Source organism: Kitasatospora sp. NPDC091207, assembly GCF_044768625.1.
GTDB lineage: Bacteria > Actinomycetota > Actinomycetes > Streptomycetales > Streptomycetaceae > Kitasatospora.
In genome coordinates, this window is record NZ_JBIVVS010000001.1 from 671,807 (window position 1) to 688,684 (window position 16,878).

Consider the following 16,878-nt stretch of genomic DNA (forward strand, 5'->3'; position numbering starts at 1 on the left):
CGGCGGTCCGCGGGTGGGGCCGCACGCGGCGGGCGGTACGTCGGCGGGCCGCGCGTCCGGGTCCGCGTGTTCCGGGCCGCGCGTCGAAGTCCGCACGTCGAACGTCCGTACGTCGAAGGGGGAAGCGCATGTCCCGGAAGCTGCCCGAGGAGCTGGCACCGGTGCTGGCCAGGACCGGCCACCGGTGGCCGCAGGCCGACGAGGACGGGCTGCGCAGGGCGGCCGGCCTCTGGCGCGACTTCGGCACCGAGGCCGAGCGCCTCGGCAAGCGCGGCGGGGACTCCGCCAAGCGCGTCACCGGGGAGAACTCCGGCCGTGCGGTGGAGGCCTTCGGCGAGTACTGGCGGGCGTTCAGCGGCGGCGGCACGGGCCACCTGGACGACGCGCACACCGCCACCACCCTGGTGGCCGGCGCCTTCGACACGGCCGCCCGGGCCGTGGACAGCTGCAAGGCCGAGCTCGTCGCCACCCTGACCGAGCTGGCGGCCGAACTGAAGAAGGCCGACGAACAGGCGGTCCGGGCCAAGGCGGCGGCGGCCGAGGTCGCCACCGCCACCCGCACCGGCGGGGCGGCGCCCGGCGGGGTCTTCGGCGGTCTGCGGCAGACCCTCGGCACGGTGGCCGGCGGTGTGCGGGACGCCGCCACCGAGCAGGTCGCCGAGGCCATGGCGGCGGTCGCGGTCGAGAGCGCCGGGCTGAAGATCGGCGGTCTGCTGGACGAACTCGGCCGGGCCATGAAGGACGGGCTGAACGGCACGCTCAAGGAACCCGCCGTGGTCGCGCTGCTGCGCCTCGCGCCGGGCGGCGGCCCGCGGGTGCGGCCGGCGTCGTTCACCGGCGGTGTGTTCGACCCGGTCGCCGCCGGGCTGCCCGCCGCGCTCGCCGAGCCGGGCGTGCTGGGCGCGGACGGCACCGGCCTGGCGGTGGTGCTGGGCCAGGACGGCAGGCCGGTGGTCGGGGTGCCGGGTCTGGCGGTCAAGCTCGACGAGGCCGGCCGGCCGGTGCTGGACGAGCACGGTGACCCGGTCATCGTCCGGGCGGACGGCACGCCGGTGGCGGACGCGAGCGGGCTGCTCGTCGTCCCGGGGCCGGACGGCAAGCCCCTGGTCGGGGTCGAGGACCTCGCCGTGAAGCTGGACGAGCAGGGGTGGCCGGTGCTCGGCAAGGACGGCCGGCCGGTGCTGACCGACCCGGACGGCAAAGAGGTCCGCGGCGTACCGCTGACCGACCTCGCGGCGGGCGGCGGCCGGAACGGCCACGGGCTGGACGGCAAGCCGGGCGGCCCGCTCGCGGACGGGCCGGGCGCCGTGCTGCCGGGTGTGCCCGGGGCGCCCGGTGGGCCCGGGGCCGGTGTCCCCGGGGTCGGGCCGGACGGCGTGGTCGTCATGGCCGGCCCGGATTCCGACGGGCACCCCCGGCCGGACGGTCCGGCGGGCCGCCCGGAGGCGGACGTGTCCGGCGGCGGGCCGGTGCGGGCCGGGTCGGCGGCCGGTGGCGGCGGTGGCGGTGGTGGCGGTGACTGGGCACCGGTCGGCCACCCGGACGGCGCGGGCCGTCCGGCGGCCCCGGCGTCCCCGGCACACCCCGGTGGCGGTGGTGGCGGCGGCGGTGGCCCGGCCGGCTCCGGTGGCCCGGCCGACGACGACTACCACCTGCCGCCCGCGGCCGCGGCCGCGCACCTCGGGGGCGGCGGCGCGCCCGTCACCGTACGGACCGACTCGGTGCTCGCGCCGCCCGCCCCGTCCGGTCCGGCCGCACCCGCGCACTACCCGTCGGCGCCGGACGGGCCGTCCGGCGGCGGCGCCGCCCAGGGCAGTCCGTACGGCAGCTCCTACGGCGGCCCGTACAGCGTGCCGGTGGCGGCCGGGCCGACCGGTCCGGGCCCGTACGCGGGTCCCCCCGGCAGCTCCTACGGCGGTCCGGTGGCGGCCGGGCACGGGCCGGCGCCGTTCGGCAGCGGGGTCGGCGCCGGTGCGCCGGCCGGGACGGCCCACCCCGGTGCGGCCGTCCCGGCCGGGCCCGCCGGCCCGGTCGTCGTCCCCGGCCCGGGTGCCCCGGTGGCCGGTGCCCCGGTGGCCGGTGCGCCGGGCACGCCCGGGGTGCCCGGCAGCGCCGCCCCCGGGCAGCACACCCCGGCCGAGGCCCGGCCGGGTGCCGGCGCGGGTCTCGGCGCCGGCGGCCCGCGGGGGGCCACCGGCACCCCGCACCCCGTCCCGCTGCCCGTCCCGCAGCCGGCGGTCCCGCTGCCCGTCGGCACCGGCCGCCCCGAAGACCACCCGGACGACCACCGGCGCCGCCCCGACGGCTCCCCGGCCGAGGGCGGGCACGGTCCCGCCTGGGCCGCCGTCCCGGTCGCCACCGCGCACGCCATGGCGCTCCAGCTCGCCCGGAGGGCCCTGCTCGGCGGCGGTCCCGAGGAGTACCAGGTCCGGCCGCGGACCATCGCCGACAGCCGCCCGTACGGCCTGCCCGGCGGGCTGGCCCCGGTCGACCCCGAGCACCAGCGCGAGGTCGAACGCCGGGTGCCCCGGGACGGCGACGGCCTACCCGTGCGCCACCCCGACCCGGCGGCCGGCGGCTGGACGGAGGTCGTCAACGCCGTCGGCCCGCAGGCCCCGGGCCGGGCCAACAACAGCCTGGAGGTCGCGCTCTCCGCCGTCGACACCTTCACCGGCCGGCCGACCTGCGCCGCGCCGCGCATCCCCACCGAGGGCGACGCCGGGGAGCGCGGCGGCCGCGACCGCGCCGAGCGCGAACTCGGCGCGCCCTTCCGTGACCTCGGCGACGGCGGGCCGGCCTTCGGCCGCCTGGCCGGCGAACTGCGGCGGGCCGGTCACGGCTCGCAGGCCGTCCTGCTCACCCTGGACGGCTTCGGCCGCCCGCACGCCTGGAACGCCGTCAACCACCGGGACACCGTGACCTACCTCGACCACCAGGTCGGCCGTCGGGGGGCCGAGCCCCTGCACGACGGGGCCCACGGCCTCTGGGCCATCGCCCTCGATCCGGACGGCCGCCCGCTCGACCTCGCCGCCCGCCGCCCCGAACCCGCGACGAGCGGCGCCCGGTGACACCCCGCCCGCCGCACCCCGATCACCTGCCGTACCCCGACCGCGTCCACGCAAGGAGCACCACCCTGTGACCACCCGCGCGCAGGCGATCGAGGCCGCCCACCGCTGGATCAACGGCGAGCTGCCGAGAGCCTCCGCCGACGCCTCGACCGGGAGCCGGCGGGTGCACTCGCACGAGTTCGACCTCGGCTGGGTGGTCTGGGCGGAGCCCTCACCGGCCGGGGTGGACCCGCTGACGGGGGAGCGGCGCGCGCCCGAGGAGGTCGGGGCGGCCTGCGCCGTGGTGGACCGGGCGACCGGGCGGTTCACCGTCTGGCCGTCCGTACCGGTGGACGAAGTGACCGCGCTCTACCGGGACTTCCTCGGGGCCGGCGCCCACGACCCGGCCCTGCCGCCGGCCACCGGGCCGGGCACCCGGGCCGAGCTGACCTATCGCGACGACCTCGGCGAGGTGCGGTCCCTGGTGCTGCGGTCGGCGCCCGGCCTGCCGCACCCGGCGCTGCGCGGCTGGTGGTGGCTGCGCGAGCGGGGCGTCCGGGCGGAGGACGTGCTGGCCGTCCACACCGATCTGCGGCTGAGCGCCCTGCCCGGCGGCTACTGGGCGTACGCGCTGGCCGCCGAGCTGCCGACGGTCCGGGTGGAATTCGACCTGGCGTACGGGCCGCGCTTCGACCACCGGGCGGCGGCCGTCCGCGCGTTGCCGGCCGAGCCCGGCCGACCGGTCCGCAACCGGGTGCCCTTCCCGCGCGCCGAACCGGCCCCGGCCGCCGAACCGGACGGGGAGCTGGCGGCCCTGCTGGTGGAGGAGTTCGGCGTTGGAGGCGTCCAGCGCTTCGACCCGGCCGACGTCGCCCGGGCGGACCTGCCGGAGGCCACCGCCCGGGTGCTGCGCACGGTCGGCGTGCCGGTCGCGGTCGAGGGGTTCTTCGCGCTGCACCACCCGCGGCCGGACGCCATCGCCGACGGCACCCGGCCCGGTGCGGTGCTGCCCTCCGCCGCCGCCCACCTGGCGGACACCGGCCGCGGCACCCGGGTGGCCGAGCGGGAACGCCTCGCGCTGGCCCCGCAGTTGCTGCTCGGCACCGACGGCTGGGCACTGATCACGTTGGACACCGCCTGCGGCGCCGTCCGGGCCGTCGACCCCGACTACGCCACCGCCCGGCACTGCAACGCCGGGCCGGCGGCCTTCGTCCGCAGCCTGGCACTGTTCGCCCGCCGGCTGCCCGGCCTCCCCGGGCTCGACCCGCGGGCCGCCGGCGCCGCCGTCGCCGACCTGCAGCGCGGCCTGGCGGCGATCGACCCGACGGTGTTCGACGACCCGGAGAACTGGTGGGCCGTCATCGTCGAGCAACTGTGGGACGGTCTGCTGTGACGGCGGGCCGGTCGCACCGGGCGGGCGTCCGGGTGACCCGCGGTGCGCCGCGGCCGGGGCGCACCGGGCGGCGGGCGCAGGCTGAGGGGAACCGGCGCGCCGACCGGGTGGCCGGACCGGGTTGCCGGTCCCACGCCGTCCGGTCGAAGATCTCCGGGCGCCCGTACCCTGCCGGGCGTCGCACCCTCCCGGCGTCCGAACCAGAGCTGGAGCCCGAGCCGTGACCGCCTCGCCCCGCGCCGCCCACGCGGCCGTCCTCGCCGCCCTCGCGGTCCTGGCCGCCGGCTGCGCCTCCGCACCCGGACTCCGGGCCGGCCCGGTCGCCGCCCGGCAGGCCTGCGACGCACCGGTGGTGATCGGCCACCGGGGATCACCGCTCGACGCCCCCGAGAACACCATGGCCTCCTTCGAGAAGGCCCTCGACCAGGGCGCCGACTGGCTGGAGACCGACGTCCAGACCACCCGGGACGGCGTTCCGGTGCTGATGCACGACGCCACCGTGGACCGCACCACCGACGGCAAGGGCGCCGTCGCCGAGTTGACCGCCGCTCAGCTCGCCGGCCTGCGGGTGACCGTCGGCCCCGGACCGGCCGAGCCCGTGCCGACGCTGGACCAGCTGCTGAAGCGACTCGCGGGCAGCCGCGTCAGGCTGCTGATGGAGATCAAGTGGCAGCGCGCCGAGGACGTGGCCCGGATCGCCCGGCTCGCGGCCGGCAGCGGCGCCCGGGTCTTCCTCTACTCGTTCTCCGCCGAGCACCTGCGCCAGGCCCACGCGGTCGCCCCCGCCCTGCCGGTCGTCCTCATCCAGGGCGCCTCGCTCGCCGACGACCCCGGCGGCCTGCCGCTGTACGGCATCGCGCTGGACGCGACGCTGGCCACCGCCGCCCGGATCGCGACCGAGCGCGCGGCCGGTCGCGAGGTCTACGTCTGGACCCTGGACGACGAGGAGTCCTGGCAGCTGATGAGCGACCGGGACGCCGACGGCCTGATCACCGACGCCCCCGGCCGGGCCCGCCGCTGGGCCGACGCCGACTGCCGCACCGGCCGCCCGGCCGCCCCGCCCGACACCCGCGGACATTAGGGGTCGTCCGACAATCCCCGGGGCCGGTCGGCCGGACAGGTCCGGACCACCGCCGGTGGTCCGGACCAACCCCGCCGGACCGGGCGGCCGGACCAGCACGAATACCGACGTGCCAGGTCTGCGGCGAGGCGGGATCGCGTAGCGTGGAGAGTTATGCGACTCGGTGTTCTCGACGTAGGTTCCAACACGGTCCACTTCCTCGTGGTGGACGCCCACCCCGGGGCCGCCCCGGTGCCCGCCTACTCCCACAAGGCCGAGCTGCGGCTCGCCGAACTCCTCGACGACCGGGGCGCGATAAGCGAGCCCGGAGTGGCGAAGCTGGTCGGCATGGTCGCCTCCTCGCTGCGGGTTGCCGAGGACAAGGGCGTGGTCGACATCCTGCCGTTCGCCACCTCCGCCGTCCGGGAGGCCGCCAACGGCGAGGAGGTGCTGCGCCGGGTCGCCGAGGAGACCGGCGTCGAACTGCGGGTGCTCTCCGGGCAGGACGAGGCGCGGCTCACCTTCCTCGCCGTCCGCCGCTGGTTCGGCTGGTCCTCCGGCCGGCTGCTCAACCTGGACATCGGCGGCGGCTCGCTGGAGATCGCCTGCGGTCTGGACGAGCAGCCCGACGTCGCCTGCTCGCTGCCGCTCGGCGCCGGCCGGCTCACCGGCCGCTGGCTGCCCGGCGACGTGGCCGACCCGGACGGCCTGCGCGAGCTCAGACGCCACATCCGGGCCGAGATCGCCACCGTCGCCGGCGAGATCGCCCGGCTCGGCGCCCCCGACCACGCGGTCGCCACCTCCAAGACCTTCAAGCAACTGGCCCGGATGACCGGCGCCGCCCCCGCCGACGCCGGCCCCTACGCCGACCGCCGGCTGACCCGCAGCAACCTCTCCGCCTGGCTGCCCCGGCTCTCCGCGATGACCGTCGCCGAACGGGCGCAGATCCCCGGTGTCTCCGAGGGCCGTGCCAAGCAGCTGCTGGCCGGCGCCCTGGTCGCCGACGCCGCGATGGACCTCTTCGGCCTGGACGAGCTCGACGTCTGTCCGTGGGCGCTGCGCGAGGGCATCATCCTGCGCCGTCTGGACACCATGGACGGCGCGGTCGACCGCCGCCGGCCCGCGCTCGCCACCTGAGGCCCGGTCCGGGGCCGAGGGCGGTCCGGCCCGGCCGCACCGGGAGGGCCGCTCCCCGTTCCGGGCGCGGTCCGCTTACGCTGTCTCCCGTGGCGCAACCAGCGGGCGAGGACGGGACGCGGGAGGGCCGCGCTCCCGGGGACGGGCAGCCGCGGTCGGACGCCCCGCGCCGCACGGACCGGTCACCCGCGGCCGCCGACGGCGGGCCGGCCGGGGCCGGCGAGGCCGCTGACGCCCCCCGCACCCGCAAGCTCGGCAAGGCCGGGAAGAGCGCCGCGGCGGCCAAGGCGACGACCGCGGCGAAGACCCCCCGGGCAGCCGGGAAGACCACCGGCGGCGCGGTACAGAAGGCGGCGACGAAGGCCGTGCGAAAGGCCGTGAAGAAGACGGCTGAGAAGTCGGCAGGGAAGACGGCAGGGAAGACGGCAGGGAAGTCCGTGGGGAGGACGGCCGGGCAGGCCCCCGGCACCGCACCCGCCGAAGGGACGTCCCGGGAGACCCGGACCGCGCGGGCCGCCGGCGCCGCCAAGGCCGCCGTCCAGTCGGTGAAGTCCGTCAAGGCCGCCCGGCAGGCCGCCGGCCGCCCGGCCCCGCTGCTGCGCACCACCGACCGTCTCGTCCTGCCGCCGCACCCCGGCCTGCACATCCCCGACACCAAGGTGGCGCTCTCCACCGCCTCGGTCTACCCGGCCAACACCGCCATCGCGTTCGAACTGGCCGAGAAGCTCGGCTACGACGGCGTCGAGGTGATGGTCTGGAACGACCCGGTGAGCCAGGACATCGAGGCGCTGCGCCGGCTCTCCGACGCGCACCGGATGCCGATCCTGGCCGTGCACGCGCCCTGCCTGCTGATCACCCAGCGGGTCTGGACCAGCGACCCGTGGACCAAGCTGGTCCGGGCCCGCGCGGCGGCCGAGAAGCTCGGCGCGAGCGCCGTCGTCGTCCACCCGCCGTTCCGCTGGCAGCGCCAGTACGCCCGCGAGTTCGTCGAGGGCGTCAACCGGATGGCCGGTGAGACCGACGTCCGCTTCGCCGTCGAGAACATGTACCCCTGGCGCTACCGCGATCGCGAGATGCTGGCCTACGCCCCCGGCTGGGACGTCACCGAGGAGGAGTACCGGCACTTCACCATCGACCTCTCGCACGCCGCCACCTCCCGGATCGACGCCCTCGCGATGGTCGAGCGGATGGGCGACCGGCTCGCCCACATCCACCTGGCCGACGGCAGCGGCTCGGGCAAGGACGAGCACCTGATCCCGGGCCGGGGCAAGCAGCCCTGCGCCGAACTGCTGGAGCACCTCGCCCGGACCGGCTTCGACGGCCACGTGGTGCTGGAGGTCAACACCCGGCGCTCCGCTTCCCCCGCCGAACGCGAGGCCGATCTCGCCGAGGCGCTCGCCTTCACCCGTCTCCACCTGGCCACCCCCGCCCGGGTACGCTGATCACGAACTGCCGTGCGGAGGGGGAGACATGACGGATGATGCGGACTACCGGGTGGCCGCCACCTCGTTCGGCGCGGTGGCCGCCGAGTACGAGCAGGGGCGTCCCGGCTATCCCGACCGGCTGTTCGACGAGCTGGAGCGGCTGGCCGGCCGCGGCCTCAAGGGCGCCCGGGTGCTGGACGTCGGCGCAGGCACCGGCATCGCCACCCGGCTGCTGGCCGGCCGCGGTGCCGAGGTGGTCGCCGTCGAGCCGAGCCCCGGCATGGGCGAGCAGTTCCTGGCCTCCTCACCGGGCATCCCGCTGGTCCGTGGCAGCGGCGACGAGCTTCCCTTCCACGACCGCAGCGCCGACGTCATCACCTACGCCCAGGCCTTCCACTGGGTCCACCCCGAGCTCGCGATCCCGGAGGCGGTCCGGGTCCTGCGGCCCGGCGGCGCCATCGCGGCCTGGTGGAACGTGAAGGACGAGACCGTGCCGTGGGTCCGCGCCCTCGGCGAGCGGATGGCCGCCGCCCTGCCCGGCCGCTACCACGGCTACGGCATGATCGACCACCACGCCGGACACTTCGCCGAGGCCGGTCTCGACGTCGCCTCCGCCGTGCTGCGCTGGGAGCGGGAGATCACCGTCGACCAGCTGATCAAGGACCTCACCTCCCGCTCCTACCTGGCCTCCCTCGACCCCGGGCCGCGGGCCGCCGTCCTCGCCGACGAGCGGGCCGCGCTGCTCGCGGAGTTCCCCGACGGCCGGCTGACGGAGCCCTACGTCCTGCGCCTCACCGTGGCGCGCACCCCGGGCGGCGCGGCCTGACCGCATGGCGGACGCGGTGTCCGCCCGCCGGACGGCGGGCGTAGTCTCGGAAGACACAGCGGCCGCGCACCCTCCCTCCCGGCGGGGCCGCGAGCAGCCTCCGAAGGAGTGGAGCACAGTGCCCGAGCTGAAGTCCCGTACGGTCACCCACGGTCGCAACATGGCAGGCGCCCGGGCGCTTCTCCGGGCCGCCGGCGTAGCCCGCGAGGACTTCGGCAAGCCGATCATCGCGGTCGCCAACTCCTTCACCGAGTTCGTGCCGGGCCACACCCACCTGCAGCCGGTCGGCCGGATCGTCTCCGAGGCCATCCAGGCGGCCGGCGGCATCCCGCGCGAGTTCAACACCATCGCGGTGGACGACGGCATCGCGATGGGCCACGCGGGCATGCTCTACTCCCTCCCCTCGCGCGACCTGATCGCCGACTCGGTCGAGTACATGGTCAACGCGCACTGCGCGGACGCGCTGATCTGCATCTCCAACTGCGACAAGATCACCCCCGGCATGCTGATGGCCGCCCTGCGCCTCAACATCCCCACCGTGTTCGTCTCCGGCGGCCCGATGGAGGCCGGCCAGGCCGTGCTGGTGGACGGCACCGTCCGCAAGCTCGACCTGGTCAACGCGATCTCCGACGCCGTCAACGAGAACGTCTCGGACGAGGACATCGCGATCATCGAGGAGAACGCCTGCCCGACCTGCGGGTCCTGCTCGGGCATGTTCACCGCCAACTCGATGAACTGCCTCACCGAGGCGATCGGCCTCTCGCTGCCCGCCAACGGCTCGGTGCTCGCCACCCACACCGCCCGCAAGGCCCTCTACGAGGACGCCGGCCGGAACATCGTGGAGATCACCAAGCGGCACTACCACCAGGACGACGACTCGGTCCTGCCGCGCAACATCGCCACCCGCGCCGCGTTCGAGAACGCGATGGCGCTGGACATCGCGATGGGCGGCTCCACCAACACGATCCTGCACCTGCTGGCCGCCGCCCAGGAGGCCGAGGTGGACTTCGACATGCGGGCCATCGACGCCATCTCGCGCCGCGTCCCGTGCCTGTCCAAGGTCGCGCCCAACGGCACGTACTACATGGAGGACGTCCACCGGGCCGGCGGCGTCCCCGCCATCCTCGGTGAGCTCTACCGCGGCGGGCTGCTGAACGAGGACGTGCACACCGTGCACTCCGACTCGCTCGCCGAGTGGCTGAAGACCTGGGACATCCGCGGCGGCTCCCCGTCCCCCGAGGCCGTCGAGCTGTTCCACGCGGCCCCCGGCTGCGTCCGCTCCGCGACCGCCTTCTCGCAGTCCGAGCGCTGGGACACCCTGGACACCGACGCCGCCGGCGGCTGCATCCGCAGCGTCGAGCACGCCTACTCGGTCGAGGGCGGGCTGGCGGTGCTCTACGGCAACCTGGCCGAGGACGGCTGCATCGTGAAGACGGCCGGCGTCGACGAGTCGATCTGGACCTTCAGCGGACCCGCCGTGGTGCTGGAGTCCCAGGAGGACGCGGTCGACGCCATCCTCACCAAGCGGGTCAAGGAGGGCGACGTCGTCGTCATCCGCTACGAGGGCCCCAAGGGCGGCCCCGGCATGCAGGAGATGCTCTACCCGACCTCGTTCCTCAAGGGCCGGGGCCTCGGCAAGGCCTGCGCCCTGGTCACCGACGGCCGCTTCTCCGGCGGCACCTCGGGCCTGTCGATCGGCCACGCCTCCCCGGAGGCCGCCTCCGGCGGCACGATCGCCCTGGTCGAGGACGGCGACATCATCGCCATCGACATCCCCGGCCGGACGATCTCGCTGGAGGTCTCCTTCGAGGAGCTGCACGAGCGCCGGCTGAAGCTGGAGGCCGAGGGCGGCTACCGCCCGAAGAGCCGCGTCCGCCAGGTGAGCCAGGCGCTGCGCGCCTACGCCGCGATGGCCACCTCCGCCGACAAGGGCGCCGTCCGGGACGTCTCCAAGCTCGGCTGACACCCCGCGCCACTCCGAGGAGCCGTCCCGCCCGGTGGGACGGCTCCTCCGCGTTCGGGCGCCGTCGGGTGATAATCGGCCGTGTGACCGAGGACCCCACCCCCGCCCCCAAGCCCGCCGGCGCCCCCGAGCCGGAACCGATCCGCTGGTTCGGCACCAGCTGGGTCGGCCGCGGCACCGACTACCGGCTGCGCCGGGTCGTCGTGCCGCTCGGCGCCCTGCTCGCGGCCGCGGCCGGGGCGTTCGTCCTGCGCTTCGCCGTCGAGGGCGTCCGGCTCTCCGACAACGGCGGCTTCGTCAACGGCCTGCTGGTCGCCGCCGTGGCGGTCTGCTCCTGCCTGGCCGGGCTGCGCAACTGGAAGCTGCTGAGCGAGGGCAAGGACCAGCTGACCGGCTGGATGGCCGAGGACAAGTCGCTCGGCGTGGTCTGGATCATCGGCGGGGTCGGCGCGCTGTTCGCCTACTTCCTGCGCGGCCTCGTCGAGGCGCCCGGCGAGGCCGTCAAGCGCGCCCGGTACGAGCGGGCCACCGCTCGGTACGGGCGGCGCCAGAGCGGCCGCAGCGGCCGGCCCGGTGCCAAGGCGCCGGGCCGGGACAAGCGCAAGCGCTGAGCCGCCGCGGGGCGGTCAGCTCCGGCTGATCACGTTGCAGGTGCCCTGGCCCTCCAGGGCCTTGTCGCGGTCGTACGGGTCCCGGGTCGGTCCGGTCGGGTTCGGCCGGACCGGCGGGAACTGGTCGAACTCCGGGTGCAGGAAGCCGTCGTTGACGCCGCAGGCGCTGTTGCCGAAGCTGGGCACGGTCAGCTCGGCGGAGACCTTCTTCGGATCGACGCGGTACTTCGCCGGATCGTGGAAGCGGAAGGTGTCGCTGCGCCGGACGATGGTCCGGGTCGTCCAGGTGTCCCCGGCCACGTCGGCGACGGGCGTCACGAGGCCCACCGGCTGCACGGCCGCGGGCAGACCTGTGGCGGGGCGCGGCGACGCGGCCCGCCGGGCCGCCTCCGGACCGGGGCGCAGCGCGTACACGTAGGTGATGTCGGTCTTCATCCGCACGCCGTTCTCACCGTCGGCCTCGTAGCTGATCCAGCCCCGCACCTTGACCTCGGCGGACACCGGGATCGCTTCGAGGGGGTCGAACCGGGTGAACCACGAGCTGGGGTCGTCGACGGGCGACGGGTGGGCCAGCGACCGCGAGGCGGTGCCGCGCGACACGGTGTCCAGCATCGCCAGCGCGGCGTCCGGGCTGCCGCCCGCGACCAGCTTCGGGTCCAGGTTGGCCGCCGCCACGTAGTCCCGGACCAGGTTCAGCTGCGCCGCCACCTGCTCCGCGCTGAACGTGCCGGTGGCCTGCGGATCCTTCGGCAGCTCGATCCCGGCCGCTCCGGAGGCCCAGCTCTCGGCGGGGGAGTCGGCCCACGGGTGGTCGACGGTCGGCCGGAGGGTGGCGGACGGCTTCGCGACGGGCTGCGCGCTGCCGGGCCGGTCGGAGGCGTCGCCGAAGCGCGTGGAGTACCAGGAGCGCAGGCCGTCGATGTTGAGCGCGGCGAGCAGCACCGCGACGGTCAGCAGCACGTACAGCGGTGTCCGCCACTCGGGCCGGCGGCGCGGGCGGGAGCTGCCCCAGGGGTCGACCGGCTTCGGTGTCCGGCCGAACCGCTTGGCCTTCCCCGGGCCGTCGTTCACCGACCGCCGCCCGCCCGGGTCGACCGGTGGGGTGTGCTGCCACCGGGCGCTGAGCATCCGGGTGCGACCCGCCTGCTCCTTCACGGTGGCGCCGCGGATGAACTCCTCGTCCAGGACGAGGTCGGCGAACGGGTCCTTCCCGTCCGCTCCGGACGGGTCCGCCCCGTCCGGGGCCCGGTCCTCGGACGGGCGCGGTTCTGGATCTTCGGCTATCGGCATCGCGCCAGTATGCCGACGGGGTGTGACGGCCCGTCGATCGGGGGCGCACCATGGGGTGAACTCGTGTGCGGTGTGCGCCGATCGGTCCTGTTTGTCCGGACCGGACGGGCCGTCACCCCTTGCCGCGGGCCCGCTTCACCGAGCCGACCACGCCGGCGACGGCCAGCAGCAGGCCGGCCGGCAGCAGCGACAGGAAGAACGCGCCGAACAGGCTCGCGTCCCCGAGGATCGTCTGCGCCAGCGTGTTCAGCACCAGCAGCCCGCCCGCCGCCGGCAGCGCCGACTTCCACGGGTGCGCGGCCGCCCACCGGCGCAGCCGCCGGTCGGCGGTGTCCCTGCGCAGTTGGCCGCCCACCGTGCCGACCAGGAAGAAGAAGAACAGCGCCCAGCCGGCCGGACCGGCCAGCATGCTCAGCGACCAGTCACCGGTGATCGCGTCGATCCCCAGGGCGGTCGCCCCCACCACCGCACCGACTCCCGCGGCCGTTCGCCACGGCCCCAGCGTCGCGGCGGCGACGGCGGCTTGCCGGTTCTCACGTCGGGACATCTCTCCGTGTGCCATGCCTCCACGGTGCGCCTGCGCACCGCCCGAAGCCATAGGGGAGAACCCCGAGTTTCTCCCTAGGGCCCACCGCGCCCGGCGGGCGGCCGGCCGTGGGCCTTCCGGAGGGTGGACGGTCCCGTCGCGGGCGGGGGAGCGGTGCGAGGATGGCGGCAGGAACGGATGCAAGGAGCGGGCATGGGCAGCGGCGCGGCGCACGGGCAGAAGATCGCCTTCCTCGGGACGGGCAAGATCGGGGAGGCCCTGCTCTCCGGTCTGCTGCGGGCCGGGAAGGACCCGGCGGACGTCCTGGTGACCGCCCGCCGGCCGGAGCGGGCCGCCGAGCTGGCCGCGAAGTACGGCGTCGGCGTGGTGGGCAACCACGAGGCCGCCAAGCTCGCCGACACCCTGATCCTCGCGGTGAAGCCGCAGGACATGGGGACCCTGCTGGACGAGCTGGCGCCGCACGTCGGCGCGGACCGGCTGGTGATCTCGGCCGCGGCCGGCATCCCCACCGCCTGGTTCGAGGAGCGGCTGGCGGCCGGCACCCCGGTGGTCCGGGTGATGCCCAACACGCCCGTCCTGGTGGACGAGGGCATGAGCGTGATCTCCGGCGGCTCGCACGCCACCGAGGCGCACCTGGAGCGGGCCGAGGAGATCTTCCGTTCGGTCGGCAGGGCGCTGCGACTGCCCGAGTCCCAGCAGGACGCGGCGACCGCGCTCTCCGGCTCGGGCCCGGCGTACTTCTACTTCCTGGTCGAGGCGATGACGGACGCCGGCATCCTGCTCGGCCTGCCCCGGCAGGTGGCGCACGACCTGATCGTGCAGTCCGCGATCGGCGCCTCGGTGATGCTGCGGGACTCCGGCGAGCACCCGGTGAAGCTGCGCGAGGCGGTCACCTCGCCGGCCGGCACCACCATCGCGGCCATCCGCGAGCTGGAGAACCACGGGGTGCGGGCCGCGCTGCTGGGCGCCCTGGAGGCGGCCCGGGACCGTTCGCGGGAGCTGGCCTCCGGCGGCAAGTAGGCCGCCCAGTAGGCTCGACCGCATGGCCTACGACCTGGTGATCTTCGACAACGACGGTGTGCTGGTGGACAGCGAGCCGCTCTCCAACCGGCTGCTCGCCGAGTACCTCACCGAACTCGGCTACCCGACCACGATCGAGGACTCCTACCGGGACTTCATGGGCACCGCGGCCCACCGGATCCACGACGTGATCGCCGAGCGCCACGACGGCGCGAGGCTCCCGGAGGGCTTCGACGAGCTGTTCCACGCCCGGGTGTTCGCCGCGTTCGGGGCCGAACTCACCGCCGTGCGGGGCGCGGAGACGCTGCTGAAGGAGCTCGGGCAGCGCTCCGTGCCGTTCTGCCTGGCCTCCTCGGCGCACCACGAGTGGATCCGCACCGCCCTCGACGTCACCGGTCTGCGCGGGCACTTCCCCGAGGAGCGGATCTTCAGCGCGCAGGACGTCGGCGTCGGCAAGCCGGCGCCCGACCTCTTCCAGCACGCCGCCCGCACCCTCGGCGTCGACCCGGCCCGCTGCCTGGTGCTGGAGGACAGCGTCAACGGCGTGCTGGCCGCCCGGGCCGCCGGGATGGACGTGTACGGCTACACCGCGCTCACCGACCCGGCGCGGCTGACGGCGGCGGGCGCCACCGGTCTGATCGGGGACCTCGCCGAGGCCGCCGCGCTGCTCGGGTAGGGCCGGGGCGGGGGCCGGCCGCCGCAGGGGCGACCAACCCCGGCTGCGCACCCCCTCCCCAAAAGCCGCCTCACCCCCTACGCTCTCGCCAACATCGTCGTACCGGCCAGTAGCGGGGTGTGCGTGAGTATCGGGACAGCGCCCAGTACCGGGACACCGCCACGGCTGCGGGCGGGCAGGGCCGCGCTCGCGGCGAGCTTCCTGCTGCAGGGCGTCACCTTCGCCCTGTTGGTCACCTGCATCCCCGAGATCCAGGACCGGTACGGGCTGAGCGACGCGCTGCTGCCGGTCTTCCTGGCCGCCGTGCCGATCCTGGCCGGGGTGGGGTCGATCGTCTCCGAGCAGTTGGTGCGGCGGACCGGCGCCCGGGCGGTGCTGCGGGTCGTCCAGCCCGCCGTCTGCCTCAGCCTGGCCGGCGCGGGGTTCGGCCGCACGCTCTGGCAACTGGCGCTCGCGCTCGGCGCGTTCGGCCTGTTGGTCGGGGCGCTGGACGCCAGTATGAACATGCTCGGGGTCGGCCTGCAGCGCCGCTACGGCCGCTCGATCATGCTCGGCTTCCATGCCGCGTTCAGCCTCGGCGGCATCCTCGGGACGGTCGTCACCGGCCTCGGTTCGCACTACCACCTCGGCCTGCCCGTGCTGTTCGGGACGGCCGCCGCGGTGATCGCCCCGCTCGCGGTGCTGGCCGGCAGGTGGTTCGCCGGACCGGCCGAACTCGGCGACGCCGTCCGGGAGGCCGCCGAGGCGGCGGCCCGGGTCGTCCCGTGGCGGCCGCTGCTACCGCTCTGCCTGGCGATGGCGTTCGCGTACATCGCGGACGCCTCGGTCTCCAACTACAGCGTCAAGTACCTGACCGACGGTCTGGGCAGTCCCGAGGACGTCGCCAAGCTCTCCTACCTCGGCTACATGGTGGCGATGCTGCTCGGCCGTGCGCTGGGCGACCGCGCGGTGCAGCGCTGGGGCGCCGTCCCGGTGGTCCGCGGCGGCGCCGCGCTGGCCGCGCTGGGTTTCGCGATCGCCGCCGCCGCGCCCGGCGCCTGGGCCGGGATCGCCGGGTTCACCGTGCTCGGCTTCGGGATCTGCGCGATCATCCCCCAGGTGTTCGCGGCCGGTGGGCGGCTCATGCCGGCCGACTCGGACGCCGCCGTGGCCCGGCTCAACCTCTTCAACTACGTGGGTTTCCTGATCGGTTCGCCGCTGGTGGGCGCGATCGCGGACGCGAGTTCGTACCGCTGGGCGCTGCTCGCCCCGATGCTCCTGGTGCTCGCCGTCCTGCCGCTGGCCGACCGGTTCGCCCCGGCCCCGGCGCTCGTCCCGGCGCGGGCCTGACACCGGCCCCGGCGCTCGGCCGGCCCCGGCGCCCGCCCGGCGCTCAGCCTTCGCGGATCTCGTCCAGCGACTCCCGCATCAGGGCCTTCGCGCGGGTGAACCAGTCCGCCAGCACGGCGATCTCGTCCGGGGTGTAGTCGGCGAACAGGTGGCCGAGCCGCTCGTGCATCGGGCCGTAGACCTGGAGGACGCGCGCCTGCGCGGAGTCCTCCATCACCACCCGCACCCGGCGCCGGTCGGCGGGGTCGGCCTCCCGGCGGGCGTACCCGGTCTTCTCCAGCCGGTTGAGCACGCCCGTCACCGCGCCGGTGGTGAGCTGCGCCCGCTCGGCGAGGTCGCCGGCGGCGAGCGGTTCCCCGGCCATGGCCGCCTCGATGACGAAGCCGAGGCAGGTGAGGTCGGTGACGTTGAGCCCTAGCCGGGCGGCGATGTCCTGCTGCCCGAACTGGGCGAGGGCGATCATCCGGTCCATCGCGTACTGCGCCTGCTCGGTCGTCGCCTGCGGGCGCGGCTTGCCCTCCACGGGAAATCTCCTTAGCATCTAAGTTACTTAGC

Annotated in this window: 14 protein-coding genes; 11 read left to right on the forward strand and 3 right to left on the reverse strand. The window is 75.7% G+C overall.

Translation table 11 applies throughout. The features are described from left to right. Positions 1-128: 128 nt before the first annotated feature. The 8 genes from ACIQTO_RS02995 (at position 129) to ACIQTO_RS03030 (ending at position 11,461) form a co-directional block, all read left to right on the forward strand. Positions 129-3,068, forward strand: coding sequence for a toxin glutamine deamidase domain-containing protein (locus ACIQTO_RS02995; protein ID WP_402382034.1), 2,940 nt, complete (start codon positions 129-131; stop codon positions 3,066-3,068). A 67-nt stretch (positions 3,069-3,135) separates the two neighbouring features. Then, positions 3,136-4,440 carry an SUKH-4 family immunity protein gene (locus ACIQTO_RS03000; protein ID WP_402382037.1) on the forward strand — a complete coding sequence of 435 codons (1,305 nt, stop codon included), beginning with the start codon at positions 3,136-3,138 and terminating at the stop codon, positions 4,438-4,440. A 220-nt stretch (positions 4,441-4,660) separates the two neighbouring features. Beyond that, entirely contained in the window at positions 4,661-5,521 is an 861-nt protein-coding gene (locus ACIQTO_RS03005; RefSeq protein WP_402382039.1) for a glycerophosphodiester phosphodiesterase, read from the forward strand. 153 nt (positions 5,522-5,674) lie between these two features. Then, on the forward strand, positions 5,675-6,637 hold the full coding sequence (locus tag ACIQTO_RS03010) for a Ppx/GppA family phosphatase (protein ID WP_402382042.1): 963 nt from the start codon (positions 5,675-5,677) through the stop codon (positions 6,635-6,637). Between the two features lie 638 nt (positions 6,638-7,275). Next, entirely contained in the window at positions 7,276-8,079 is an 804-nt protein-coding gene (locus ACIQTO_RS03015; RefSeq protein WP_402382727.1) for a sugar phosphate isomerase/epimerase family protein, read from the forward strand. Between the two features lie 28 nt (positions 8,080-8,107). Then, entirely contained in the window at positions 8,108-8,887 is a 780-nt protein-coding gene (locus ACIQTO_RS03020; RefSeq protein WP_402382045.1) for a class I SAM-dependent methyltransferase, read from the forward strand. A gap of 118 nt (positions 8,888-9,005) precedes the next feature. Beyond that, the gene (ilvD, locus tag ACIQTO_RS03025) at positions 9,006-10,850 is read left to right on the forward strand and encodes a dihydroxy-acid dehydratase (protein WP_402382048.1); all 1,845 of its coding nucleotides are present in this window, start codon (positions 9,006-9,008) and stop codon (positions 10,848-10,850) included. Positions 10,851-10,933: 83 nt separating this feature from the next. Next, positions 10,934-11,461, forward strand: coding sequence for a hypothetical protein (locus ACIQTO_RS03030; protein ID WP_402382051.1), 528 nt, complete (start codon positions 10,934-10,936; stop codon positions 11,459-11,461). Between the two features lie 15 nt (positions 11,462-11,476). On the opposite strand, the gene ACIQTO_RS03035 is transcribed toward ACIQTO_RS03030, so the two are convergent. Together ACIQTO_RS03035 and ACIQTO_RS03040 are read right to left on the reverse strand one after the other, a co-directional pair. Beyond that, positions 11,477-12,751 carry a hypothetical protein gene (locus tag ACIQTO_RS03035; protein WP_402382053.1) on the reverse strand — a complete coding sequence of 425 codons (1,275 nt, stop codon included), beginning with the start codon at positions 12,749-12,751 and terminating at the stop codon, positions 11,477-11,479. Between the two features lie 112 nt (positions 12,752-12,863). Continuing rightward, positions 12,864-13,313 carry a hypothetical protein gene (locus tag ACIQTO_RS03040; RefSeq protein ID WP_402382055.1) on the reverse strand — a complete coding sequence of 150 codons (450 nt, stop codon included), beginning with the start codon at positions 13,311-13,313 and terminating at the stop codon, positions 12,864-12,866. Positions 13,314-13,490: 177 nt separating this feature from the next. Between ACIQTO_RS03040 and proC the strand changes: the two genes are divergently transcribed. The 3 genes from proC (at position 13,491) to ACIQTO_RS03055 (ending at position 16,323) form a co-directional block, all read left to right on the forward strand. After that, positions 13,491-14,318: a pyrroline-5-carboxylate reductase gene (gene proC, locus ACIQTO_RS03045; protein ID WP_402382057.1), complete on the forward strand. Its 828-nt coding sequence runs from the start codon at positions 13,491-13,493 to the stop codon at positions 14,316-14,318. Positions 14,319-14,340: 22 nt separating this feature from the next. Next, entirely contained in the window at positions 14,341-14,994 is a 654-nt protein-coding gene (locus ACIQTO_RS03050) for an HAD family hydrolase (protein ID WP_402382060.1), read from the forward strand. Between the two features lie 123 nt (positions 14,995-15,117). Further along, the gene (locus ACIQTO_RS03055; protein ID WP_402382063.1) at positions 15,118-16,323 is read left to right on the forward strand and encodes an MFS transporter; all 1,206 of its coding nucleotides are present in this window, start codon (positions 15,118-15,120) and stop codon (positions 16,321-16,323) included. Between the two features lie 43 nt (positions 16,324-16,366). On the opposite strand, the gene ACIQTO_RS03060 is transcribed toward ACIQTO_RS03055, so the two are convergent. Next, a complete protein-coding gene (locus tag ACIQTO_RS03060) occupies positions 16,367-16,846 on the reverse strand; it encodes a MarR family transcriptional regulator (protein ID WP_402382066.1) in 480 nt (159 codons plus the stop codon). Positions 16,847-16,878: the final 32 nt, after the last annotated feature.